General features: G+C 54.2%; 18 protein-coding genes. 6 read left to right on the top strand and 12 right to left on the bottom strand.

Translation table 11 applies throughout. The annotated features are described in order from the left end of the window. Nucleotides 1-155: 155 nt before the first annotated feature. Nucleotides 156-881 carry a peptidoglycan editing factor PgeF gene (gene pgeF / locus ACKC9G_RS04495; protein WP_411403731.1) on the bottom strand — a complete coding sequence of 242 codons (726 nt, stop codon included), beginning with the start codon at nt 879-881 and terminating at the stop codon, nt 156-158. Between the two features lie 30 nt (nt 882-911). Next, nucleotides 912-1,886 (bottom strand): 23S rRNA pseudouridine(1911/1915/1917) synthase RluD, encoded by a 975-nt coding sequence (rluD, locus tag ACKC9G_RS04490; RefSeq protein ID WP_411403730.1) that lies wholly within the window; start codon nt 1,884-1,886, stop codon nt 912-914. A 170-nt stretch (nt 1,887-2,056) separates the two neighbouring features. On the opposite strand from rluD, the gene ACKC9G_RS04485 reads away from it, so the two are divergent. Continuing rightward, nucleotides 2,057-2,992: an outer membrane protein assembly factor BamD gene (locus tag ACKC9G_RS04485; RefSeq protein WP_411403729.1), complete on the top strand. Its 936-nt coding sequence runs from the start codon at nt 2,057-2,059 to the stop codon at nt 2,990-2,992. 98 nt (nt 2,993-3,090) lie between these two features. On the opposite strand, the gene ACKC9G_RS04480 is transcribed toward ACKC9G_RS04485, so the two are convergent. Both ACKC9G_RS04480 and purL read right to left on the bottom strand, forming a co-directional pair. Continuing rightward, nucleotides 3,091-3,366 carry a hypothetical protein gene (locus tag ACKC9G_RS04480; protein WP_411403728.1) on the bottom strand — a complete coding sequence of 92 codons (276 nt, stop codon included), beginning with the start codon at nt 3,364-3,366 and terminating at the stop codon, nt 3,091-3,093. 295 nt (nt 3,367-3,661) lie between these two features. Then, a complete protein-coding gene (purL, locus tag ACKC9G_RS04475; RefSeq protein ID WP_411403727.1) occupies nt 3,662-7,549 on the bottom strand; it encodes a phosphoribosylformylglycinamidine synthase in 3,888 nt (1,295 codons plus the stop codon). 245 nt (nt 7,550-7,794) lie between these two features. On the opposite strand from purL, the gene mltF reads away from it, so the two are divergent. Next, on the top strand, nt 7,795-9,243 hold the full coding sequence (gene mltF, locus ACKC9G_RS04470) for a membrane-bound lytic murein transglycosylase MltF (protein ID WP_411403726.1): 1,449 nt from the start codon (nt 7,795-7,797) through the stop codon (nt 9,241-9,243). A gap of 22 nt (nt 9,244-9,265) precedes the next feature. Here mltF and tadA read toward each other — a convergent pair whose 3' ends face one another. Continuing rightward, nucleotides 9,266-9,769 (bottom strand): tRNA adenosine(34) deaminase TadA, encoded by a 504-nt coding sequence (tadA, locus tag ACKC9G_RS04465; RefSeq protein WP_411403744.1) that lies wholly within the window; start codon nt 9,767-9,769, stop codon nt 9,266-9,268. 169 nt (nt 9,770-9,938) lie between these two features. Between tadA and ACKC9G_RS04460 the strand changes: the two genes are divergently transcribed. Further along, nucleotides 9,939-10,370, top strand: a complete 432-nt coding sequence (locus ACKC9G_RS04460) for a CBS domain-containing protein (RefSeq protein WP_411403725.1) — start codon at nt 9,939-9,941, stop codon at nt 10,368-10,370. Here ACKC9G_RS04460 and ACKC9G_RS04455 read toward each other — a convergent pair. From ACKC9G_RS04455 to ACKC9G_RS04425, 7 genes are all read right to left on the bottom strand, one after another. After that, nucleotides 10,367-11,629 (bottom strand): hypothetical protein, encoded by a 1,263-nt coding sequence (locus ACKC9G_RS04455; protein WP_411403724.1) that lies wholly within the window; start codon nt 11,627-11,629, stop codon nt 10,367-10,369. The two genes, ACKC9G_RS04460 and ACKC9G_RS04455, sit on opposite strands and share 4 nt — an antisense overlap. A gap of 175 nt (nt 11,630-11,804) precedes the next feature. Further along, the gene (locus ACKC9G_RS04450; RefSeq protein ID WP_411403723.1) at nt 11,805-12,389 is read right to left on the bottom strand and encodes a hypothetical protein; all 585 of its coding nucleotides are present in this window, start codon (nt 12,387-12,389) and stop codon (nt 11,805-11,807) included. A gap of 10 nt (nt 12,390-12,399) precedes the next feature. Further along, nucleotides 12,400-13,851, bottom strand: coding sequence for an FAD-dependent oxidoreductase (locus tag ACKC9G_RS04445; protein ID WP_411403722.1), 1,452 nt, complete (start codon nt 13,849-13,851; stop codon nt 12,400-12,402). A gap of 17 nt (nt 13,852-13,868) precedes the next feature. Further along, nucleotides 13,869-14,762 (bottom strand): FTR1 family protein, encoded by an 894-nt coding sequence (locus ACKC9G_RS04440; RefSeq protein WP_411403721.1) that lies wholly within the window; start codon nt 14,760-14,762, stop codon nt 13,869-13,871. A gap of 125 nt (nt 14,763-14,887) precedes the next feature. Next, nucleotides 14,888-17,812: a hypothetical protein gene (locus tag ACKC9G_RS04435; protein WP_411403720.1), complete on the bottom strand. Its 2,925-nt coding sequence runs from the start codon at nt 17,810-17,812 to the stop codon at nt 14,888-14,890. Nucleotides 17,813-17,889: 77 nt separating this feature from the next. Beyond that, on the bottom strand, nt 17,890-18,438 hold the full coding sequence (locus tag ACKC9G_RS04430) for a hypothetical protein (protein ID WP_411403719.1): 549 nt from the start codon (nt 18,436-18,438) through the stop codon (nt 17,890-17,892). Nucleotides 18,439-18,702: 264 nt separating this feature from the next. Then, complete coding sequence (locus ACKC9G_RS04425; protein ID WP_411403718.1) at nt 18,703-20,700, bottom strand: hypothetical protein; 1,998 nt, start codon at nt 20,698-20,700, stop codon at nt 18,703-18,705. Between the two features lie 267 nt (nt 20,701-20,967). On the opposite strand from ACKC9G_RS04425, the gene ACKC9G_RS04420 reads away from it, so the two are divergent. The 3 genes from ACKC9G_RS04420 (at nt 20,968) to ACKC9G_RS04410 (ending at nt 22,648) form a co-directional block, all read left to right on the top strand. Next, a complete protein-coding gene (locus ACKC9G_RS04420; protein ID WP_411403717.1) occupies nt 20,968-21,414 on the top strand; it encodes a YeeE/YedE family protein in 447 nt (148 codons plus the stop codon). Continuing rightward, on the top strand, nt 21,411-21,818 hold the full coding sequence (locus ACKC9G_RS04415; RefSeq protein ID WP_411403716.1) for a DUF6691 family protein: 408 nt from the start codon (nt 21,411-21,413) through the stop codon (nt 21,816-21,818). Before ACKC9G_RS04420 ends, ACKC9G_RS04415 begins: the two co-directional genes overlap by 4 nt. 362 nt (nt 21,819-22,180) lie before the next feature. Beyond that, nucleotides 22,181-22,648, top strand: coding sequence for a PA2169 family four-helix-bundle protein (locus tag ACKC9G_RS04410; protein WP_411403715.1), 468 nt, complete (start codon nt 22,181-22,183; stop codon nt 22,646-22,648). The last annotated feature ends 181 nt before the right edge of the window (nt 22,649-22,829 follow it).

The following is a 22,829-nucleotide window of genomic DNA, read 5'->3' as shown; positions in this document are numbered from 1 at the left end:
AGCAGATACAAAAAGAGTGAACTGTAAAGAAAGGGTAAAGCCTGAAGAGAAGTTACCAGCCTGATTAACACGCTGATCTGTGGCAGAGAGATGGGTGAGCAATGAAGAAGAGAACAAAAAAGCGGCCTGCTAAAGGCCGCTTTCAACCGCTGATGTCAGGAAGCCATCCAGATCAGCGAGGCCATACGGCCTGTGGTTTTATCACGGCGGTAGGAATAAAACAGATCTTCCTGCGTGTGGGTGCAGTATTCACCGCCATAAATGGCGGTAATCCCCATCGCTTCCAGTCGCTGGCGCGCCAGAAGATAGATATCCGCCATCCATTTCCCGGCCTCGCGGCCCAGCGTAAAGGCAAGACCCGCAATGGGCGCATGAGCGACAAATGCTTCACGGACCTCATCACCCACTTCAAAGGCATTCGGGCCAATGGCCGGGCCTAGCCAGACCATAATCTCGGCAGGATCGCACTCCATGGCGCTGACGGTATTTTCCAGAACGCCTTCACAGAGTCCGCGCCAGCCAGCATGAGCCCCCGCCACCACCGTTCCAGCCTGATCACACAGCAAAACCGGCAGACAGTCCGCGGTCATAATGCTCAGGACTTCACCCGCTTCACAGGAAATGCTGGCATCACCGCATCTCACCTGACCGGGTGCCAGCACCTGCGTACCATGAACCTGCTCAAGCCAGAAAGGTTCGGAGGGTAACTGCAACTCATCACAAAGCTGAGCACGGTTGGCAAACACAGCGCGAGGGTCATCACCCACATGATCGCCAAGATTAAAGCTGTCGAAAGGTGCCTGACTGACACCTCCCAGACGCGTCGTACAGACTGAGCGAACATTGATTGGCGCAGGCCAGTCGGGAAATACGTAGGACATGTCACGGCTCTCTCTGCGATGAGTTTCGGCTTATTCGTAGTGGTCAAAACCTATACGGTCAGTATCCAGAACATCAAGAAGCTGAATCAGATCCTCAGGCAAATCAATTTCCCACTCCATCCACTCACCCGTCGCCGGATGGCTCAACTCAAGACGCTTGGCATGGAGGGCCTGACGCTGAAACTGACGCAACGCATCCTGCAGCTCTTCTGTGCACCCCTTGGGAAGGCGGTTACGGCCACCGTAAAGCGGATCACCCACCAACGGATAATGGATGTGCGACATATGCACGCGAATCTGGTGGGTGCGGCCGGTTTCCAGCTTGCAGCGAATATGAGTATGAGCGCGGAATTTCTCGATCACGCGGTAATGGGTTACCGCATGCTTGCCGGTTTCCTGAGCGACGACGGCCATTTTCTGACGGTGACGGCTGTGGCGCCCCATCGGCTCATCGACGACACCGCCGCCGGTCATCACGCCCTGAACAATGGCTTCATACTCACGCCCCATGGAGCGATCCTGCAGCTGCGCGACCAGATCTGTCTGGGCCTGCAGCGTCTTTGCCACCACCATCAGACCCGTGGTGTCCTTATCCAGACGGTGAACAATACCGGCACGCGGAACATGCCCCAGCTCAGGCGCATGATGCAGCAAGGCATTCAGCAGCGTACCTTCGCTGTGGCCAGCGGCCGGATGCACCACAAGACCTGCGGGCTTGTTGAGTACCAGAATATGTTCGTCTTCATAAATGATCGGTAGCGGAATATCTTCGGCTTCCCAGCGCTCCTGAACCTCCAGGATCGCCTCCAGCGTCAGCCATTCACCGCCGAGCAACTTCTCGCGGGGTTTGCAGGTTTTGCCATCGACGAGCAGCGCGCCTTCCTTGATCCATTCCTGCAACCGGGAGCGGGAATAATCCCCGAAAAGCTCTGCCGCGACCTGATCCAGTCGCATTCCACCCGAAGAGACGGGCACTTGCTCTCGGTGCTTGATTGTTTCACTCATCTGGCTTACTCAACCTGCCTGATTACCGGGCCTGCTCCGTCGGAGGGGCCGCTGAAAAGGGGGCAAGTATAGCTGCTTATTCGGCCTTATTCAGCTCGCGCACTGTACACCAGATGGAATCCCGCTAGAATAACGGCCTCAAAGTCACTGAACGCGGCAATGGTAACCTGATGCGACAAGGTAAACTCCTGCTAGCTGTCGCCATGGCAACTGCCCTGGCAGGCTGCTCAGCCCTAGCACCTAAAGAGCCAGACTATTCTGAGCAGGTGATGTACGACAAGGCCACCACTGCACTGGATGACGCCCTCTGGGATCAGGCAGCTGACTGGTATGAAAAACTCGAAGCACGCTATCCCTTCGGTCGTTATTCCGAACAGGCCCAGCTTGAACTGATCTACGCCTACTACCGGGATGGCAAGGAAGACGAAACCCGCGCAGCAGCGGATCGCTTCATCCGTGTTTACCCCAACAGTAACTATATCGACTACGCCTACTACGTTCGCGGACTCACCGCCTTCGAGCAGGATCAGAGTCTGATTTCCCGCTTCCTGCCCACTGATGAAACCGAGCGTGACCCCGGTGCTGCGAAAGACTCCTACAACGATTTCGCCACACTGGTTCGTCTCTACCCCAACAGCCCTTACGCTTCCGATGCGAAAAACCGCATGGTCTATCTGCGTAACCGTCTGGCCCGCTATGAAATCCACGTAGCCCAGTACTACATTAAGCGTGGCGCTTATCTGGCGGCGGCAAACCGTGGTCGCTATGTGGTGGAGAACTTTCAGGAAACGCCTGCCGTCTCTGACGCACTGGCGGTGATGATCGTTTCTTACAATGCGCTGGGTGAGGAAAAGCTGGCCAAGTCAGCGCAGGATGTTCTTGATCTGAACTACCCGGGCTACAGCAAAAATATTCTGGATGAAACCAGCATTATCGATAAGTACTCCTTCGGCGTATTCCGTAAGTCTGATGCCAAGCCTGACTTCTCGACGGAAGTGAAGGCCAACACTCAGGCGCCTGCCAAGCCTGCAGTTGAGACACCGGCTGCATCCGGCAACGAAGAAGAAGACCGTTCCTGGTTCCAGCGCATGACCGACTGGTTCTGAGCCTGAGAACAGAAAACAAAAAAGGGGATGCTTATCATCCCCTTTTTTTATTGCGGCTTTACTGAGTACTGATCACCCACCAGAGCCTGATTCACACATTAATACTGCTGCGAATCCGAATCTTCTGACTCTTCTTCTGACTCGATCACATTGCCATCGTCATCGTAGTCACTACCATCATCACCCATAGTGAAACCTTCAAGGTTATCCTCGGTATCGCTATCGGTGGTTTCGTCTTCCTCTTTGCCCTGTGGCTTGGCAGGTGCATAGACAGGAACGAAGGTACGAAGACCTGTACGTTTCTCTGACTTGCCGCCCTTACCTTCCTGTTTCAGGCGCTCTAACTGAGCCTGCAAGGAACCAAAAGTGCTCATGCTTCCCCCTCATCGTCTCTACACCCACTCACAGATCCAAGTCCGCTAAGTATGATCAGAGACCACATCTTGTCCAATATCACTTACGACTACCCAGACCAGATCAGGAGTCACGGCCACAATCTCCTTGCTTACCCGCAATCTGTTTTGGTCCGGCGCTATAGTATGGGCTGGAATCAGAGTCTCAAGCCCAACCGGTAAAAAATTCTGTTCTGAGAAACGCAATTTTATCCGCGCAATAAAAAAGGTGGAGCAGCCAGCGCTACTCCACCTTATATGTTGGCGAAAATCCGGATTAGTTCACCCAGGCACGCGCATTTCTGAACATACGGATCCAGCTACCGTCTTCCTGCCAGTCATCAGGACGCCAGGAATGCTGAGCAGCACGGAATACACGCTCAGGGTGCGGCATCATGATAGTCACGCGGCCATCTGCAGAAGTGATGCCGGTGACACCTTCTGGTGAACCGTTCGGGTTCGCCGGGTACATTTCTGTCGGCCGACCGTAGTTGTCGACATAACGCAGCGCCACGTGACCTTTACCCTGCAATGAGGCCAGATCACCTTGCTTGAATTCGGCAAAGCCTTCACCATGCGCTACCGCGATTGGCATGCGAGAACCGGCCATTCCCTGCAGGAATACAGAAGGTGATTGCTGCACTTCCACCATGACCAGACGCGCTTCAAACTGCTCAGACTGGTTACGAACAAAGTGCGGCCAGTTGGCGGCGCCTGGAATCAACGAATGCAGGTTGGACATCATCTGGCAGCCGTTACACACGCCGAGGGCAAAGCTGTCTTCGCGGTGGAAGAAGCCTTCGAACTCATCACGCGCCATGGCGTTAAACAGTACCGACTTCGCCCAGCCTTCACCGGCGCCCAGTACGTCACCGTAGGAGAAACCACCACAGGCGACCAGACCTTTGAAGTCTTTCAGGGAAACGCGGCCTGAGAGAATATCGCTCATGTGCACGTCAACGGAGGCAAAGCCAGCACGATCAAAGGCAGCGGCCATTTCGATATGACCGTTAACGCCCTGCTCACGCAGTACCGCCACACGAGGACGAACGCCTGTGGCGATCATCGGTGCACTGACGTTTTCATTCACGTCATAGCTCAGCGCGACATGCAGACCGGGGTCGTTTTCATCCTGCAGACGTTCAAACTCCTGCTGCGCACAATCAGCGTTGTCACGCAGTGACTGGATACGGAAGCTGGTTTCAGCCCACAGGCGATGATATTCCTCACGGCTGTCGACCAGCACTTCTTCACCGTCAACTGTAAAGCGAACCATGTCATCATCATTCAGGCTGCCGATCACCTGGCTTTCTTCTGCCAGACCGTGAGCAGACAGAATCTGCAGCACGGCATCCGCATCGCTCTTGCGCACCTGAATCACAGCGCCCAGCTCTTCGTTGAAGAGTGCAGTCAGAATGCCTTTGTCAGTGACAACAGCAGACAGCTCAACATCAACACCAACGTGACCGGCAAAGGCCATTTCTGCCAGCGTCGCGAACAGACCACCGTCAGAACGGTCATGGTATGCCAGCAGACGATCTTCCTGATTCAGCGTCTGAATCGCATCGAAGAAACCTTTCAGAGTCTCTGCATCATCAACGTTAGGCGCTTCGCTACCGACCTGATCAAACACCTGCGCCAGTGCAGAACCACCAAGACGCTGCTGACCCAGATCAATCAGAATCAGGGAAGTCTCGCCTTTGTCGGTACGCAGTTGCGGCGTCAGTGAACGGCGAATATCCGCCACAGGCGCAACACCTGTGATGACCAGTGACAGCGGCGCAGTGACGCTCTTTTGCTCATCGCCATCTTTCCAGACGGTACGCATGGACATGGAGTCCTTACCGACAGGAATACAGATGCCAAGCTCAGGGCACAGCTCCATACCCACCGCATGAACGGTGTCATACAGTGCTTCGTCTTCACCGGCGTGGCCAGCGGCACACATCCAGTTAGCCGACAGCTTGATGTCGCTCAGTTTGTCGATGCGCGCAGCAGCCAGGTTAGTAATCACCTCGCCCACCGCCATGCGACCGGATGCAGGTGCATCAATGACGGCCAACGGCGTGCGCTCGCCCATTGCCATCGCTTCACCGGTGTAAACATCATAAGCAGAAGCGGTCACAGCGCAGTCAGCAACCGGCACCTGCCAGGGGCCAACCATCTGATCACGATTAACCAGACCTGTGATGGTGCGGTCACCGATGGTGATCAGGAAGCTTTTGCTGGCGACCGCAGGCAGTTGCAGAACACGCTTGGCCGCTTCCGACAGTTCAATACCGTCCAGCTGCAGTGCCTGGCGCTCAAAAGTCTTGCGCTCGATGGAGCGGTGCATGCGTGGCGGTTTGCCAAACAGCACATTCATCGGCAGATCAACGGGGTTGTTTTCAAACAGCTCATCACCCACACGCAGATGCTGCTCATCAGTGGCTTCACCCACGATGGCATAAGGGCAGCGTTCGCGACGGCAGATCTCTTCGAAGACAGCCAGATTTTCAGGAGAAACCGCCATAACATAGCGCTCCTGAGACTCGTTACACCAGATCTCCAGTGGAGACATGCCAGGCTCGTCATTATTGACGCGACGCAGCTCAAAGTTACCACCACGGCCGCCGTCTTTTACCAGCTCAGGGAAGGCGTTCGACAGACCGCCTGCGCCCACATCGTGGATAAAGGCAATGGGGTTAGCATCACCACGCTGCCAGCACTGGTCGATAACTTCCTGACAGCGGCGCTCCATCTCGGCGTTATCACGCTGCACAGACGCAAAATCCAGATCTTCAGCACTGGAGCCGGAAGCCATGGAAGACGCCGCACCGCCGCCCAGACCAATCAGCATAGCGGGGCCGCCAAGGCAGATCAGCTTGGCACCAACGACGATTTCGCCTTTCTCAACGTGATCTTCACGGATGTTACCCAGACCACCTGCCAGCATGATGGGTTTGTGATAACCGCGAACTTCTTCGCCGTTAACGGTCTGGACTTTGTCTTCATAAGTACGGAAATAACCGTTCAGGTTAGGACGGCCAAATTCGTTATTGAATGCCGCACCACCGATAGGGCCTTCGATCATGATGTCGAGGGCCGATACGATGCGCTCAGGCTTGCCGTAGCTGGACTCCCAAGGCTGTTTGAAGCCTGGAATGTTCAGATCAGATACGGTAAAGCCGGTCAGGCCTGCTTTGGGCTTGGATCCACGGCCAGTTGCGCCTTCGTCACGAATCTCACCACCAGCACCGGTCGCAGCGCCGGGGAAAGGCGCAATCGCCGTCGGGTGGTTGTGGGTTTCCACCTTCATCAGGATGTGAATCGGCTCCTGATGACGGGTGTACTCTTTGGAATCAGGGTTCGGGAAGAAGCGTGGTGCTTCATGGCCGACGATCACCGCCGCGTTGTCCTTGTAGGCCGACAGCACACCTTCACCGTTTAACTGGTGGGTGTTGCGGATCATGGCGAACAGGGATTTTTCCTGCAGCTGGCCATCGATATCCCAGCTGGCATTAAAGATCTTGTGACGGCAATGCTCGGAGTTGGCCTGAGCGAACATCATCAGTTCGATATCTACGGGGTTACGGCCAAGTTCGGTGAAGGCTGTGACCAGATAGTCGATTTCATCATCGGCCAGCGCAAGGCCCAGTGCGACGTTGGCTTTCTCCAGGGCAGGACGACCGCCACCGAGAATGTCCACCGTGGTGAAGGCTTTGGCTTTATGCGCTTCAAACATCGCGCTCAGCTGAGCTTCTTCGGTGAAAACAGACTGCACCATACGGTCATGCAGCTGAGTAACCAGCGCCGCTTTTTCTTCTGCAGAGAAAGGACCACCGGCAACCACAAACCGGGTGGCACGCTCAATACGCTTCACTTTGGCAAGGCCGCAGTTACGAGCAATATCGGTTGCTTTGCTGGACCAGGGAGAAATCGTGCCGGAACGAGGCACAACGATAAACTGCTCGCCCTCAGGCTGTTCGCTGGAAGCCGCAGGACCGTAGGTCAGCAGACGGCCGAGCACATCCTGCTCGTCGGATTCCAGGGATTCGCCGACATCCACCAGGTGCAGGAATTCGGCATAGACATCCGTGACACTGGCAACGTCAGCCTGTAAAGTGGCCAGCAGTTTGCTGCGACGGAAGGGTGATAATGCGGGCGCTCCACGCAGGATAAGCATGACAGTATCGTGCCTCTTGTAGGAGATTCTGGAGTTAGAACCGGTAGCTGGGGAAAACCTATCCGCCAGAGTGCTGATCGATGAACGCACTGGGGGATAGATTCTGAGGGCGCAAATGATACTGAAAAAGCGCCAGCGGATACAGCCAGTTCGTGAGATATTCCTGCTCTTTTGCGCAAGCACCGTGACGGGTTTCCAATGACTGACACAGTTTTTCGTCAAGACACGCAGTAAGGTTGTCACGCATGTGGATGCAACATCATCGTTCCTGGCTTTTCTGGGTCTATCTGGCCCTGGTCGTATCGATCCCCCTGATCGCTGCCCAGCAGCAAATTAGTCAGCTATCGCGCATTGATGATCGTGGTGTTTTACGCGTTGCCACTCGCAATATTCCCACTGCCTACTATGAAGACGCCCAGGGCCCGGCCGGGTTTGAGTACGATCTTCTCAGCGCCTTTGCCAAAGAGCGCAACCTCAAGCTTGAACTCACCATTGTTCGCAATCGCAGTGACCTGTTTGATCTTTTAAAACAGCGCAATGTCGACATGGCCGCCGCCTCGTTATTTCAAAGTAACGCCCGCGAGGCCAACTTCCCCACATCAGATCCTTACGCCTTTGCCGTCTCGCAGGTGGTGTATCTGGGCGACAAGATTGAGGGCAATGCCGCCCAGTCCATGGCTGATCTCATTGGTAAACGGGTACTGGTTCAGGCTGGCAGTGCCCACGCAGAGCGGCTGCAGGAGCTGAAACAGGACTTACCCGGACTGGAATGGGAAGAAACCGAAGACATGGACCTTCCCGATATGCTGGAGCTCCTGAAAAACGGCGATGCCGACTATCTGATCAGCGATAACATGTCCTTGTCACTCTACCAGCCGATGTATACCAGTATGCGCAAAGCCTTCACACTGGATGCCCCCCAGCCGCTGGTCTGGTATCTCGCGCCGACGGCAGATAAAAGCCTGCGCGCCGCAATCAATACCTTTCTGGCGTCACGCTCCACGCAGGAGCTGATCAGTCAGCTTTATGACAAATACTTCGAACACACTCAACGTTACGACTTTATTGGTATCCGCGCCTTTCGCCAGCACATCAAAACCCGTCTGGGTGAATATCAGCCTTGGTTTGAAGAAGGTGCTGACAAATATGAATGGGAATGGGAGTTGCTCGCTGCCCTGGGCTATCAGGAGTCAAAATGGGACAACACCGCGGTTTCCCATACGGGTGTGCGCGGCATCATGATGCTGACGCTGAATACCGCTCGCTCCTTGGGCGTGGATGATCGCAACAATCCTGAGCAGAGCATTCTGGGCGGCGCCCGCTATCTTCGCCGGATGTACAACCTTTTGCCGGACCGCATCCCCGATCCGGACCGAACCTGGCTGGCTCTGGCCGCCTACAACGTAGGAATGGGGCATTTGGAAGATGCGCGAATTCTGACCCAAAATGCCGGGCTGGATCCGGATCGCTGGAGTGATGTACGCCAGTATTTGCCGAAACTGGCGCTGAAACGCTGGTATACCCAAACCAATCACGGCTATGCCCGAGGCTGGGAGCCGGTGATTTACGTTCGAAATATTCGTCTGTATCGCGAGATATTGCGCCTAGAAAATCTGCCCTATAAAGCAGAACTTTCTGACCTGCCGGAAACGCCGCGCTTCAAGGTCTTTGATCGCATCCCACCAACACTGTGACAAAAAGCGCAACAGCTGGAGGTTATTGCTGAGCCGCCTGCTGCGCTTGTTTCAGTCGTTTTTTCTCATCCCGGCGCAGCTTAAAGAAGGCGCTCAGTTGCTGACTGCACAGCTCCGCCAGCACTCCGCCGGTCACCTCAATCTGATGATTCAGATAAGGGGCCTGTAAAAGCTGCCCCTGCGACTCCACCACGCCGGCTTTAGGCTCTGCGGCTCCATACACCAGACGTTTGACCCGCGCATGCACCATGGCTCCGGCACACATGGTACAAGGTTCAAGCGTGACATAGAGCGTCGCTTCAACGAGCCGGTAATTTTCCAGATGGGCCGCTGCCTGCCTTAATGCCTGCACTTCTGCATGGGCTGTCGGATCATGGCTGCCAATAGGACGGTTGTAGCCCTCGCCGATAACCTCGCCATTCAGCACCACCAGCGCCCCAACCGGCACCTCACCCTCGGCAGCCGCCTGCTCTGCCAACGCCATGGCACGACGCATCCACTTTTCGTCTTCGTTATTGATACACATCACGTTGAGTAAACCGACCTCTGGGTCACAATCAGAAAAGTACGCTGATCAAGCATCCGGCGACAACTTAAGCATCAGGCTGCGGCACTAGCATACTGAAAAAGCGGCGCCTGAGGGGAGACTTCCTATACTCAAGGCAGGAAAGGCGTACTGAAGCAAAGGAGCAAGAATGAAAACCGTAGCCGATTTGATGATTACCCAACTCCACAGCCTGACGACAGAGTCGAGCATTGCTGATGCCCGGGAACTGATGCGTCAGCACAGTATTCGTAACGTGCCCATTCTTGACCCGGAAAGTCAGCGCTTCGTCGGCATCGTCAACCAGCGCGATATGCTGCGCCAGTCCTTCGCTTTGGTGGCGGAGACGGGTTTAGCGGGCCTGACGGCGCGAGAGCAAGACATCCGGGTGACGGAAATTATGGCGACCGATGTGATTACCACCAGCGCCGACACCTCTCTGCTGACGGCGGGTCGCTACTGTCTGGAAAATAAACACGGTTGTTTGCCGGTACTGGATGAACAGGATCGACTACTTGGCATCCTGACACCGAGTGATTTCGTCCGTCTCTGCGTCAACTTCCTTGAAGCTGCTGAACACTAAGGCGCCAGTTTCAGATAAAAAGGTGGTTCGCCAACAAATCGTGCAGGAAAGCTCCGCGCCTGAGGTAAAGGCTCGCTACTCAGGCGACAGCTCCCCTGCCGCAGTGCCCATTGGGCGCTGCCGTTGTACCAGGCATCGACCACCGGTAGCGCAGAAGTCGCTCTGGCAACTTTGATCCCGTACTGAGTGACCAGAGCCGTACATTCCTGCTCAGCCATGGACAGCGCTTGCCGAAGCGCCGAGGGTCTGGGAGCAGAGAGAGTGAAGCACCAGAGCAATGCGGGCATAAGAAACAGCACGGCAGCAAGAGTCATCATTTTCTGGCGATGCGCAACACCCGTCACCCTGGCGTCAAGTACATTCGCCCAACCCAACCCCGCAAGCATCAACAGCATGTAATACAGCCAGGCACCATGGCGTAAGTTACGTGGGTTCTGCCCCAGCAAAGTCCAGAGAAGCACAACCCCGAGACCCAGCCACAACCAGCCATGCTGCTTGCGAGCTGCAAAGCCGCCAAACAACAGTAACGGCCAGAGCCATAACGGAATAATCCCCGCAAAAAACTGCCGCCACTGCTCTGAACGGCTCACAGCCTGAGCTGCACCGCTTTCAATTGCGGTATTGCCCCACAACAAAAAGTGCCCCTGAGTAAAACGCCAACCTTCGCTGAAATAGCCAAGCCCGTCCCGCGACAGCACATAAAGCAGAACGAGCGCGCCTATCAGCAGGTGCACTGCCAACCACAACAAGAAAAAGCTTTCTCTGCCGCCCGAAGCTGCCCGCCCTGCCCCGATCAGCACTAACGCTGCGGCTATAGCAAAATAGCTGGGCCTAACCGTCAGCATCAGCGCGCTGAACAGCGCCGCCAGAAGAAGATAACGACAGCTTTTGGCTCTCAGCAGAAACCCAAGACTTAAGAAAGAAAGCCCAATGGCCAGACTGTCAGAAAGGCCCGATAACGCCAGCGCCGCACTGAGCGGATGTAACAGCACCAACACCACCGCACAAAGAGCCAGCCACGGAGAAAGTCGCGTAACCAACGCAAAATAAAGCGCAATCGCGGTCAGGATGACTCCCGCAGTGCTGGTGGCAATAATGGCCTGAACTGGCGTGAGTAACAGCGAAAAAAAACGCGCAGCAAGAATAAATCCGGGATAGCCAGGAAAGTGAGGCGACTCGCTGATCACCGAGAAATTCACCACACCGCGAGCAAAGTTCACCTCATCGTCAGAATCCAGCTGCCATGGAAACTGCAGCATTCGCCCAATAAATATCAGGCATAGCAACATCAGCCCTAAAGCTGGCCGCCAGTGAAAACCGGTGAATGTTTGACCTGAAAGCATCCTCATACCAGGAACCATGCTCATAAGCTTGCAGCCCGGAAAAACAAAAGCCCCGCCAGCAGTGGCAGGGCTTTTTGACACTCAGAAGCCATTAGCCCTGAACGCTGCCTAGCGCATCCATCACGGATTTTTCCGCTGCTTCAAATGCTTTGGGATCAGGCGCTTTGGTACCCACACCGAACACGCCTGGGTTACCGATACTTTCCAGCGCCTGGCTTAGTGCATCCTCTGCACGCTTCCAGTCATCGGCGGGAATACCGGACTGCAGTAAATCCAGGAATTTCTTGGACTTCACCACCAGTACCTTGGCTGTCTGGTAATCGCTGAGGTTATCGCCTGCACCCTCCAGACGACGCTCAATCTCAGCCTTGTAGGCCAGGTTCAGCAGTTTATCGAGCCTGGCGCTGTCCAAGGCATCTACCGCCTCGTGCATGGGCTTGATCAGCACAACGTTATGGTGCTCTTCGAGATAGACCAGCTCATCATTGAGGCTATCCAGCGTCGTGGTCGCCGTCGACTTGTCCTTGTTGGCCAAGGCTGTCATCAGCGTTTCCCGGCCATCAATCAGTGGCTCTTTACCGGCTGCAGCATAGGAGTAGGCGAAGCTCTGGCTTGAGATCAGCATGCCCAGCAATAGGCTCAGGCAAGTAAGAAATCGAACAGTAAAAACCTTCATGAAGGCCTCCTCAGGCGACACTCTGGGTTTCAATAACAGTATTTTCATTGCGATGATCGAAGATAGCACGGCGCTCATCCTTACCGCTGATCAGCATATCCGCCGCCATCAAGCCCATCTCCATCGCGGTATCCGTGAAGATATAGCGAAAGGTGCCCTGACGGCCAGCCATCACCAGATTGCGATAGGGCATCAATGCGCGAATCGCATTCTCGCGCTTTTGCCGATAGCTCAGATCCATGATCGGATAGGCATGCTCGCACCAGGCAGAAAAATGCTCATCGCCAGCCTTGCTGACATCCAGACCCAGATGAGTCATATCCGCTTCCACCTGTTTGCGAAGAGCAGGTTCATCACTATTCCAGATACGATCCCCCTTCTGACAGGGAATCTCGAACATCAGCGAGGTTTTCCCCTCTGGTGCCATAAAGGGTGATCGCCGGCGCGGCTCCTGCAGGCGTGTGCCCAGAATCGCCTCATCGGATAAATACTGCCAGGTGTTATCAGACACGTTTTCCTGATTCATCGGCAGATTAAAAAAGCGCAGCGAGCGGTAGTTAAGATCACAGGGAATCGACAGCATGCGACAGACCTCCGGTAGCGGAATCGTCGCCACGACGGCGCTGCAGGGCTGAAGCTGCTCCTGAGTCGGCTCGCTGGATTGTGGCTGGTCCGATACGGTTTTGAGGTAACGGACTGCAGTGACTCCACAGTCGTTGTATTCCAGCCCGCACACATCGGCCTGAGTGATAAAGCTCACACCGGCGGCTTCCAGTCGCTCATGCAAGGTCGTGAAAATCTGTCCGAACCCCAGTTTGGGATAACGGTATTTGCGTGCGTAAGTACGAGGGGTTGTCGGGCCGCGCTGCCATAAGCGACGTACGACATCTTTCAGGTCAATCAGACTGATGCGCTGACCCGCCCAGTCGGCGGAAAGTGTCGCCGGCTCAATCCCCCAGAGCTTGCGGGTATAGCCTTCAAAAAAGTGCTGATACAGGGTTTTGCCAAAACGATTGGTGATCCACTCGGCGAAACTGCAATCCTCGTTTTTACCAATGCGACGGCGAAAAGGCATTTTCAGCCAGTCGATAGCAGCGCCTGCCAACAAGGAAAAAGGCGCATTCTTTAACAGGTTACCGGCACTGAGCGGATAGTCATAAGTGCGGTTGCGAAAGCGAATCACACTTTTGCGCTCGGCATGCAACAGAGACTCCCCCATCAGTTCATCGACGAAGTCGAGCAACTTGGGGTTTTTGGTGATAAAGCGATGACCGCCATAGTCAAAACGGTAGTCACCCTCTTTACCCTGGAAAGACAAGGTAGCGCACATGCCGCCCGCTTCCTGGGCTTTTTCCAGCACGACCACAGATTTACCCGCCTCCTGCAACTGCCAGGCGGCCATCAAACCGGCAGGCCCACCGCCAAGAACGACGATGGGAGCATCGATTTCGTGTTGATTCATTGAAGAACGACTGCCTGTCATCGGTACTGCCTTCTCCATAGTGCGCCGAAGAACAGCAGATAAAATGCCCAGGCCAGCAACTGCAGGAGGCCCGGAGAAGAGTTATAGCCAAAGAGTGCACGCAGGAAAGTCCCGATCAGCGCACGATCATCCAGTACAGAGCGCAGCGCGGCATCGATGGTCACCGTCAGGCCATTACTGCCGAACGTGGATTGCAGCGATTGCTGGATCAGATCGAGGCCATGTGTGATATCAAACAGCGGCGCATAGACCATCGGAATCCAGTTGGCAGCCTGCAGCATATTCACGGCGGATGACAGCAGACCCGCAGCGATCAGCATGATCAGCAAGCTGCTCCATTTAAAGAAGGAGCGAAGCGGTACCTTACGGGTGGAGCGCATCAGAGCCCATACCAGCACGAAGGCCAGTACCAAACCCAGAATGGCGCCGCTCATGCCGGACTGCAGCGTAATACCCTGACCGGAGTACACCAGTGCCGAGAAGAAAAGTACCGTTTCAAAGCCTTCGCGCATCACCGCCAGGAACGCCAGAAACGCAAGGCCCAGCGCTTTCTCACCATTCACCAGCTGCTCGACGTTTTCCTTCATCTGGTCGCTTTTGTTCTTGCCCTGCTTGCTCATCCACAAGGCCATGGAAGACAGCACAACCGTCGCGAAAATCAGGATTCCCGCCATCAACAGGTTGCGGTAGTGCTCGTTATGGAACTGGTCAATCACCACCTGGAACAGGAAAGCCACCACCAGTGAGGCAATCAGACCGACGCCGACACCAGCGTACACATACTTATTAAAGCGTGAGGCGTTGAGTTTACTGAGGTAGGACAAGCAGATCCCGACCAGCAGGAATGCCTCCAACCCTTCGCGCAATGTAATCAAAAAACTGGCAAACATGATGCTCCTCGATACCGTTGCAGGTAATGAGCGTCTGGTAGACAAACTTCCCAGACAGGGTTTCAACCACGGTGTTTTGGCTTTAAGCAGCATTCAGGGTGCAGCCAAAAGCCTTTATTCAGTATTTAGTTCAGCGTTGTTTTAACACGCTCCAGAGTAACGACCTCGGGGTCTGTTAACGCCGGATTTTGCTGCTTGGCCACATCCGTAATCCACTGGGGATAGGTTCTGAACTGCATTTTCACCTCGACCGTCAGCGGCCCTTTGGCCTCAGCAGGCAATGGATAGGCCTCATCCCGATAACCGTCTGCCGGAATACGGGTATCCTTCAGCAACTTGGCATATCGCCAGAAATGCAGCCCGACCGGATGACCTTCTTTATCGCCGAAGACCTTCTGGAACATATGTGCGTCTTCAGGCACTTCATTCCGGGCATTAAGTTGGCCGTTCGTGACAAGCACATTGCCATCAGCATCCCAGACATTCACTTCCAGCCAGAACTCCCGGAAATCCGACACGCCGGTCGGGAAACCATGCCCAGCGCCGGTATTACTGACTCGCACCACTACATTTTCGCCCTCACGGCGAACGTTTAGGGTGGTCGCACTCTTTAATAACGCCAGCGTCTGGGCGGCAAGTTCAGGGTCGCGCAGTCCGGCCAGATGCAGCTGAGCTCCGGGGAAGCGGTGGGTATAAACATTGTCTTTAAGCGGGCCGTTTTTGGTCGCCTGTCCAGGCACTGGCGCACCACCATTGCCGGGTTCTGCATTCATATGGCAACTGATGCAGGTGCGTCGGTCAGCAGGATTTTCAGCAGTTGCGTACGAGGAGACGGACCACTCTTCCCAGGTATTCACGATCTTGCTGCCGGTACCCGGAGCAAACTCGTCATGGCAGCTTTTGCAATAGAGCGCATCACCATAGACGGGCCTGGAATAGGACGCCACGTGGGCAGCCGGCTTGGCATTAATCATCCGCTGCCCAATCCAGCGAGCCAGCGCGTTATCGCTACTTTCGAACAGGTAGCTTTCACGACTGGAAAGATTGACCGTAAGCGAGGCATTACCGCCAGCATCCTCGACGGATTCCACTCGGTGACAGAACAGACACCCCGTACCCTCTTCAACTACCGGATGGCCATTTTCCAGCGCCTTTTTGAGGGACTCGCCCTCGCGCTCCAACATATGATTTTCGCCGGGCAGCTCTTTAATGCCGCTCAGCACGGCTTGCGGCATGTGGCAGGACTGGCACCACTGACCAAACTCCTTGCCTTCCGTTTTTTCCGCCAGCTTGAGTACGGCGACATAATAGGGATTGGATTGCCCCATCAAACGGTGGTTCGAGGTCGCCCACTGGTCAAAAATCTCCTGATGACAGGACTCACAGGTGGCCGAGTTCAGCCACTCTTTAGGGTGCGGCAACTGCTCCTGTCCATTGAGACGCAACCAGCTCGCCAGAAACGGCAGGTTGTAAGATGCGATAACGTAACGATGGAGGTCTTCCATCATTTTCTTGGCCTTGGGTTCAGGCGCTTCCGGCGTGATAGCAATAGCGCCATCACGATCATCGTGGCCAAAACCGCCTTGGGTATCCTTGACCATGCGAATGTATTCGGAGAGGAAGTCCCCCGAGACCATGTGCTTCATATCGCCATGGCCGGTAATGGCATTGTCTGCCGGTACCTGTCCGTGGGCATCCTGCAGGAATTTATTGGTGAAGTTAAAGCCATCAAGATGGCAGGACTGGCAACTCATCCAGTTATCACCTGCCATAGGGAACTCAGGGTCACGCTGGGTATTACCCAAATTGAAAAGCCGCAGGCCCTCTCGCTGATCGGCGGACAAAGCGTCGTGCTCAACCAGCGTTGCCCAGACCGGCTTGATGACTCGCGCCCGGGCAAAGGCACCATCGCCACCGGTCGTGACTTCAGTCACATCCAGGCTTTGCGCATTCTGCACCAGCAGCTGGTCTTTATCGATCAAGAGCCCACGCGGATTGCTGCCCGGCAAGTGTCGCAGCAACTGGGTGGCACGTGCGCCCTGTTTCTCGCCGGTGGAGCGATGGCGCTTCTTGTTGAATTTACCTCGTCGTGAGCGATCAAAAACCAGCAGATCCTCACTGCCCGCCAGGGTCACATAGACTTTATTGCCATCCGCACTGAACACCGCCGCAAAAGGATTACTGACGATCTCTGAACGGTTTGCGCTGGTCAGCAGGTTGATCTGTTCAAATAACTGCTTGCGCTCTTCCGGCAACTCCTGCTCATCACCCGGCGTCAGGTCTATCACCGATACTGCGGGGAAAACCGTGCTCTGAAACTGGAAAGGATGATCAAAATTCCACAGTACATGTGGCAACCAGGCACGATCCCCTTCCGGGCTGATAGCAATATCGTCCAGTAAGCGTGGCAAGCCCTGGGAGACGGTCTGATCCGGGTTTTGCTCAACCGCAAGATCAATCCGCTTACTAAGAGAAAGGCTCAGCTTCTGCTCAACATCAGTAATCGTATAAATCGACAGTTGGCCAGTCATCGCGTGGCTGACCAACAGGCGCCCATCATCGGTCAATGCCAGCCCACGCGGCGTATCCGCGGTGTTTTCCCGCAGCACAATATCGCCAGAGGTATTGATCGCAACCAGCTGATGATCTTCAAAGAGAGTGACCCAGAACACCTTGTGAACAGCATCATAGATAACGCCGTAAGGCCGACGCCCCAGCTTGATGTGTGCTTTGGGAGAGAGAGAGGCCGCATCCAGCAGCACCGCCTCGCCATCGAGGTAGGACGTCGCCAATGCCACGCCTGCATCAGACACCGCCACTTCGCGAATATCCCGCCCCAGCGGCTGCTCGACTTCACGTAAACCGCTTTTGGCATCCAGCAGACTGACCGAGCCTGCCTCAGCATTCGCGCTGTAGATCTTGCCGTTGAAACTAATAAAGGGCGAGCTACTGACAGCTGCATTGGCCAAGGTGCTGATAAGAAGCAGCATCATTAACAGCACTGTGCTTACCAGCACGCTGTAGCGCCCACGAGCCCAACCGCTGTCCATATCGTCGCCAATGCAAAGTAACGAAAGCGGGAAAAGACTATGTGAGATTTTTTTCAGGTGGAGATGACGAACTGCTGTCACCGACGCCCCCTGTGCCGAAAACGAAGAACACTCCATCGCCATGCATGCACAACCACCATAGAAGTCAGCAACAGGCTGGAGTACAGATGAACAGTGTGAGCAACCCGACCCAGCATATCGCCGGGGTTACCATGCAGAAACAAAATGACGCCCGTTACCAAAACCGCCAGCAGATTAAGCTCAATGACCCGGCCGGTGGTTCGCAACCAACGTTTGCGGCTTTTGCGCAGTAACTGCCTGTGCGCCCACCAGAAGCGAACGACCACCGCTCCGCCCAGCGTGATTCCCATCAGTACATGCAATGGCATTGCCAGCCGTTGCAAAGACCAGTCGATGGACAGTGGTGTCCACATGACCAGACCAGTCAACAAGAGGAGATAAAGAGAAAGTTCGGAGGCACGATGAAAATAGGCCAAACGAGGAATCCGGCGGAACATAGGAAACTCACCCGACCCCTGCGCTTTGTGCGCACCGCGGTGATGACCTTTGCCGTGCCGGTGCGATTTACCTGCCGGTAATCTTTCCAGTCTGACTGCCTGATTCATGATGAGAGTCTTGGTGTTATTACGTCTGATTCTTATTACCACTTTAGGGCTGATTATCACGCCATAAAAGGATTTTTCCTACCCTTTTGTTACGACTGATCCCCAAGCATCGCGCCATCTGCAGAAATACTGAGTGACATCAGGCCCTTTGGACAGGCTGGCAAAGCCCCAAGCTTGCGTCCGAGATGTCGGCAGAAATAAAAAAGGCGGAAGCTTTAGCTCCGCCTTTTTAGTTCACTCAGGTTATCTCAACCTTAAATGAGATTACTTTTTGCCGGAGATCTCAATCTTTCCGGCCAACACTGGAGCAACACCTGCTTTACCGACCTGAGGCACGCCGTCCTCATCGGTGTCACCGGTGTTGCCAGTCGCCATGACGTTTTCACCAGAGTCACCCAGCCATTCAGCCAACTGCATACCACCGTTAACGGTATTGCTGAACCAGGCAACGTAACGTTCGGTCAGCTGCTGCAGTTCCAGCGCAGGGGTATTCTCAGAGCCACGGTTACGCAGGTTCTGAATCGCAGAACGAAGGCCACCAGAGATCGCCGCCTGAGTCCAGGGGGTGTAAACAGTGCTGTCACCGTTTAGCCAGGTGCCAGCATCAGCATTGAAGTAGGCTTTGTCTGCCACCGCGAACAACTTGCGCGCAGCATCACGGTAGGCCGTGTCCTTGGTTGCCAGGAAGGCAGCCGTCAGACCACGAACCGCGGCAAACTGCGCATCCACACTCTGACCTTTATCCACAGCTCCGCCGATAGTGGCGCCATCAGCCACCAGACCATTGTCAGTGATCAGGTGTTTGATCAGGTAATCCGCCTGCTGCTTGATCAGCGCCAGTGCCTGTTTACCTGCTTCGGTTTCCAGACCCGAGGCATCATCACCTGCGGCGTAGCCTACAGGCAGTGCATCCTGGGCACGCTGGAAGATCTGCAGAGCGACTAGCGTGTAAGCCGCATCAAAGGTGCTGACATGCTTGCCCTGTTTGCCATCTTTATATTGATCGACAAAAGTGCCTGCATCTTTGTTGAAATGCAGCGCCTGCAAGTTAGCAAACTCGAAATGAGACAGGTTTGATGCCAGCGAGAAGGCATCACTACCGGCAACGTTATTACTCAGATCGTCATCGGTATTCTTCTCAGGTGCTTTAGCGAAAGGCGCACCATCAAACACCGCCAGGAAGGCTGGGTTCTGGTTGCTGTTCGCTTTGCGCTGGTCAGAGTAAGCGTAGAACTCAGACAGCGGCCAGAGCATTTCCCAGGTATCACGCAGCGTCGAGCTGGCATCGGACACGCTCAGGCTATCAATGGAGTTAACGCCATTGGCCTGACCTTCCTTTACTGCCACTTTGTGCGGGAAGTACACCACACCTTTGGCTGGATCGTAGTCAGGGGTAATCGCTGCGCCGAGTTTCTTGCCATCAAAGCCCAGCATCGTTTGCATGGTCAGAAGCTTATCAATGGATTGCTCAGTAAGGATCATGCCGTTCATCCCATCGGCAGAAGATACGCCGAGCTTATGAACACCATCCTGATCCATGGTCGCAGAGTCCGCTTCCACTTCTTCATCACTGTCAGCAACGTGCATACCACCCAGGAAGTCCTGAGACCACATGACTTCTTTCAGGAAGATGCCGCCGATAGCCGCAGGCTCAAAGGACTTATCAAAGCTCTCTGCATTCCAGGCCAGTGACTTGTAATCACGGAAATAGGCTGGCGTGCTGCTCTCCCCTTTCATGGGGTTACCTTTGGCCGTCGTGCCATCCAGCTCATCACTGTTTACCGGCGTTTCATCGGCTTTACCCGCCAGCTTGGGCGAGCCGGACGCATAGGGCAGTGACAGAGGGTACATATTCAGTGGAATTTCTTCGGCCGGGAAACCGACCGCGTCCGCCATGCTGATAAAGCGCTTACCAAAATCCTCCATCGAGCCGCCACGGGCCTTATTAAGCGGCCCGTTCACCAGATGAATACCCATCTTGGACTGATAGTTCAGTGCATACATGGCTTCTTCAGAGTACTCATAGGACTCGATACCGGCCTTGTAATCGAATACATGGGGAGCGTTAACCAGATTCGGATCCAGGCTATCCAGATCAATTCCCAGTGATTCCGCCAGTGGCTCACCGGACAATTCAAACTCGGTATAAGCCAGCATTTCTGCGGCAGGAGCAAAAGTCGTATCTTGAACTTTGACCGCAGCAGCAGCCATCTGTGAAGCCAATGCAGAAGCGACAGCACAGGCGAGCAACGATTTCTTCACGGGATCCCCTAAACGTCTGAACAGGTAAATAGCCAGCCTTTCAAAAATACGAAAGAACAAGCAGAGAATGAAAGTCATTATCATTAACAAAACGATTTGTATCAACCCCTGAAGCATTTATGTTTTAGCAATAAACTTATAAGCAAAAACAAACCCGCTAAAATAACAGCACCGAACCGATCAGGCGGCATTGAGTTAAGCCCGCCTTAAGCCGTTCATATCATCTTGTACTCACTTCCGACTTCGCCGCTGCTATCAGGAGCTTTCATGACGATTGATTGGGCAAGCTTCACCCCTTATTCCGCTTTAGTGGGCGGAGCACTCATCGGCATTTCCGTAGGCTTGCGCGTACTTCTATTAGGGCGCGTTACCGGGATCAGCGGCATGATCCGACAGAGCATTAAGGCCACAGGCCCAGCCCGCTGGAGTAATCTCGCATTTCTTGCAGGACTCATGCTTCCCCCGGCATTACTGACACTGACGCCCTGGTCGATCAGCAAAACAGAAAGCATTCATTCCTCCTGGTGGTTACTGATAATCGCAGGGTTATTAGTGGGTATAGGTACAAGACTGGGCTCAGGCTGCACCAGTGGCCATGGAGTCTGCGGAAATGCACGCCTCTCACCCCGCTCACTGGTAGCCACCTTCAGCTTTATTGCGATGGGGATGATCACCGTTGCCTGTCTTCGCTTACTTGAAGGAGCAGCATCATGAGCAGAGGAATTAACTTTGTAAGTGGCGTGCTGTTTTCACTGGGGCTTATGATCTCCGGTATGACGTCCCCGCAAAAAGTACAGGCCTTTCTCGATATCGCAGGACAGTGGGACCCGTCTTTGATTCTGGTGATGGTGGCAGCTATTGCCATAGCCTTTCCCTGTTTTCACTGGGTCGAGCAGCGCGATGCAACTCTCTATGGCACACCTGCAGAGCTCCCTGATAAGCACCCCATCACTCGCTCGCTGATTTTCGGTAGCTTACTCTTCGGCATAGGCTGGGGATTAGCCGGTATTTGCCCGGGCCCGGGCTTGGCACTGGCAGCCTCAGGGCTGCCGCTTGCCTGGCTATTCATCATCTTTATGCTGATAGGCATGCTGGTAAAACTTCCAGGTAAATCCTGACTTTTTGCATGAAATACAGTGTATTAAGGCACCCTGTAATATCTGCCACCCTCTTACTTTCTGCCCTGACAAAGTTACTTGCCACCGTATCATAAAAACAAAAAAGCCTTATAAAACAATAACTTAAAAACTGGCACAGCAAATGCATTATCTATTACTGCAAACTAATAGCATTGACTGAAGGAGAGAGGCGGAAGCGAGTTTTCATAAACGCACTGCCACTCCTTGGAAGCTCGGCTGATGACACATCAGCAATCTTTGGAGTTTGAGACTCTCAAGAATGAGGTTCAGTCCGCAGGATGCGGCACTTCGTCTCAGCACCACCATAGTCGGATTAAAGCGAGCCAAGAGGGGACTTTATTATGTTGACCAAAGACGAAAAGAAGACTGAGTTAAAGGTGTTAAACCAAGTGCTAGCCGTATGTGAGGATGGAAAAAGCTTCTATCAGCATGCAGCTCGCGAGGTTGACAGTGCATCTTTGCGTAGAGTGTTTCTTGAGCAGGCGCAAGCTCGCCGGGAAGCAATTCAGGAGCTGACAGAAGAAGTTCAGCATCGTGAAGGATCACCAGTCGATAATGGCACCGTCTCAGGCACATTACAGCAATGGTATACAGACATTCGGGCATCACTTTCAGACAGCCAGGACTATCAATTCATTGTGGCGCTGGAAGAAGCCGAGACAAGGTCTTTGAATGAGCTGAAACAGGCAGTGAGATCACTGCATAACCCAAGGCTGGCAAGCAAACTAGGAAGCCATCTCGCCACTATTCAGTTGGCCCATGATCGAATGAAGTCGATCAAGGATGATATGAAGCGGACGCATCACTGATGAAACCACCTCCCTCAAAACGTCCTACTTGCCTTAAAAAATGAAAGCCCCTTAATTGGGGCTTTCGTTTATCCAGCCTCTTCTCATCTGCCAAACGAAAATCTCGCAGCCGCTCCCTTCCTTCATAGCCTGGCTAAAAAGCCTATTCTCAACACATGCATAACCACGACCTCGCTAGTTT

This window comes from Pokkaliibacter sp. CJK22405, from assembly GCF_046614695.1.
In the GTDB taxonomy this organism is placed as follows: Bacteria; Pseudomonadota; Gammaproteobacteria; order Pseudomonadales; family Balneatricaceae; genus Pokkaliibacter.
This window is presented reverse-complemented; position numbering and strand designations above follow the sequence as displayed.

Excerpts from the sequence above, each read along its gene's own strand:
- pgeF (WP_411403731.1), bottom strand. The coding sequence starts at position 881 with ATGTCCTACGTATTTCCCGACTGGCCTGCGCCAATCAATGTTCGCTCA.
- rluD (WP_411403730.1), bottom strand. The coding sequence starts at position 1,886 with ATGAGTGAAACAATCAAGCACCGAGAGCAAGTGCCCGTCTCTTCGGGT.
- ACKC9G_RS04485 (WP_411403729.1), top strand. The coding sequence starts at position 2,057 with ATGCGACAAGGTAAACTCCTGCTAGCTGTCGCCATGGCAACTGCCCTG.
- ACKC9G_RS04480 (WP_411403728.1), bottom strand. The coding sequence starts at position 3,366 with ATGAGCACTTTTGGTTCCTTGCAGGCTCAGTTAGAGCGCCTGAAACAG.
- purL (WP_411403727.1), bottom strand. The coding sequence starts at position 7,549 with ATGCTTATCCTGCGTGGAGCGCCCGCATTATCACCCTTCCGTCGCAGC.
- mltF (WP_411403726.1), top strand. The coding sequence starts at position 7,795 with ATGTGGATGCAACATCATCGTTCCTGGCTTTTCTGGGTCTATCTGGCC.
- tadA (WP_411403744.1), bottom strand. The coding sequence starts at position 9,769 with ATGTGTATCAATAACGAAGACGAAAAGTGGATGCGTCGTGCCATGGCG.
- ACKC9G_RS04460 (WP_411403725.1), top strand. The coding sequence starts at position 9,939 with ATGAAAACCGTAGCCGATTTGATGATTACCCAACTCCACAGCCTGACG.
- ACKC9G_RS04455 (WP_411403724.1), bottom strand. The coding sequence starts at position 11,629 with ATGCTGCAGTTTCCATGGCAGCTGGATTCTGACGATGAGGTGAACTTT.
- ACKC9G_RS04450 (WP_411403723.1), bottom strand. The coding sequence starts at position 12,389 with ATGAAGGTTTTTACTGTTCGATTTCTTACTTGCCTGAGCCTATTGCTG.
- ACKC9G_RS04445 (WP_411403722.1), bottom strand. The coding sequence starts at position 13,851 with ATGAATCAACACGAAATCGATGCTCCCATCGTCGTTCTTGGCGGTGGG.
- ACKC9G_RS04440 (WP_411403721.1), bottom strand. The coding sequence starts at position 14,762 with ATGTTTGCCAGTTTTTTGATTACATTGCGCGAAGGGTTGGAGGCATTC.
- ACKC9G_RS04435 (WP_411403720.1), bottom strand. The coding sequence starts at position 17,812 with ATGGACAGCGGTTGGGCTCGTGGGCGCTACAGCGTGCTGGTAAGCACA.
- ACKC9G_RS04430 (WP_411403719.1), bottom strand. The coding sequence starts at position 18,438 with ATGAATCAGGCAGTCAGACTGGAAAGATTACCGGCAGGTAAATCGCAC.
- ACKC9G_RS04420 (WP_411403717.1), top strand. The coding sequence starts at position 20,968 with ATGACGATTGATTGGGCAAGCTTCACCCCTTATTCCGCTTTAGTGGGC.
- ACKC9G_RS04415 (WP_411403716.1), top strand. The coding sequence starts at position 21,411 with ATGAGCAGAGGAATTAACTTTGTAAGTGGCGTGCTGTTTTCACTGGGG.
- ACKC9G_RS04410 (WP_411403715.1), top strand. The coding sequence starts at position 22,181 with ATGTTGACCAAAGACGAAAAGAAGACTGAGTTAAAGGTGTTAAACCAA.